1 protein-coding gene is annotated in these 431 nt (G+C 65.4%); it reads right to left on the bottom strand.

What is annotated here, in order from left to right; all coding sequences use genetic code 11:
* Window positions 1-190: 190 nt before the first annotated feature.
* Window positions 191-431: hypothetical protein (locus J5M71_RS28830; protein WP_207839097.1), on the bottom strand; the 241-nt coding region annotated here is incomplete at its 5' end.

The raw sequence follows: 431 nt of genomic DNA, 5'->3' as shown, positions 1-431 counted from the left end.
ATGCGCGGCAGGTTGCACCGGCTCCACGACACATCCGCTGACGCCCGCGACGAGCGTTGCGAGCATCGACAGCGCAATCAATCGCGCAAGCCGGATCGACATATTCGTACTGCGAGGTTTCACGTTCGTTCTCCTTCGATTCAATTGACGGCGTTCGTCGCGCCGGCGCTGCGCGCGGCGGGGCGCGCCGCTAATAGCACAGGCGATCGGCCAGGGTCCACGCGACGCATATCGAGACGATCGCGACAACGCCGATCAGCACGCCCAGAGCCAGCATCGCGACAAGTATCTTCTTCATGTCCTGGCGCCACCCGCGCATCGACTGCGATTGACCATGCGATCCGCCGCCCGTATCGACGCGGCGCTCGACCATCGGTTGCCCTGCATGCGCAACGGCTGCGACGCATCGGCAGCGCCGGGCTCGCGTGCTC

It is taken from the genome of Pseudomonas sp. 43(2021) (assembly GCF_017490805.1).
In the GTDB taxonomy this organism is placed as follows: Bacteria; Pseudomonadota; Gammaproteobacteria; order Pseudomonadales; family Pseudomonadaceae; genus Aquipseudomonas.
The sequence above is the reverse complement of the archived record's forward strand: the minus strand, read 5'-3'. Positions and strand labels throughout refer to the sequence as shown.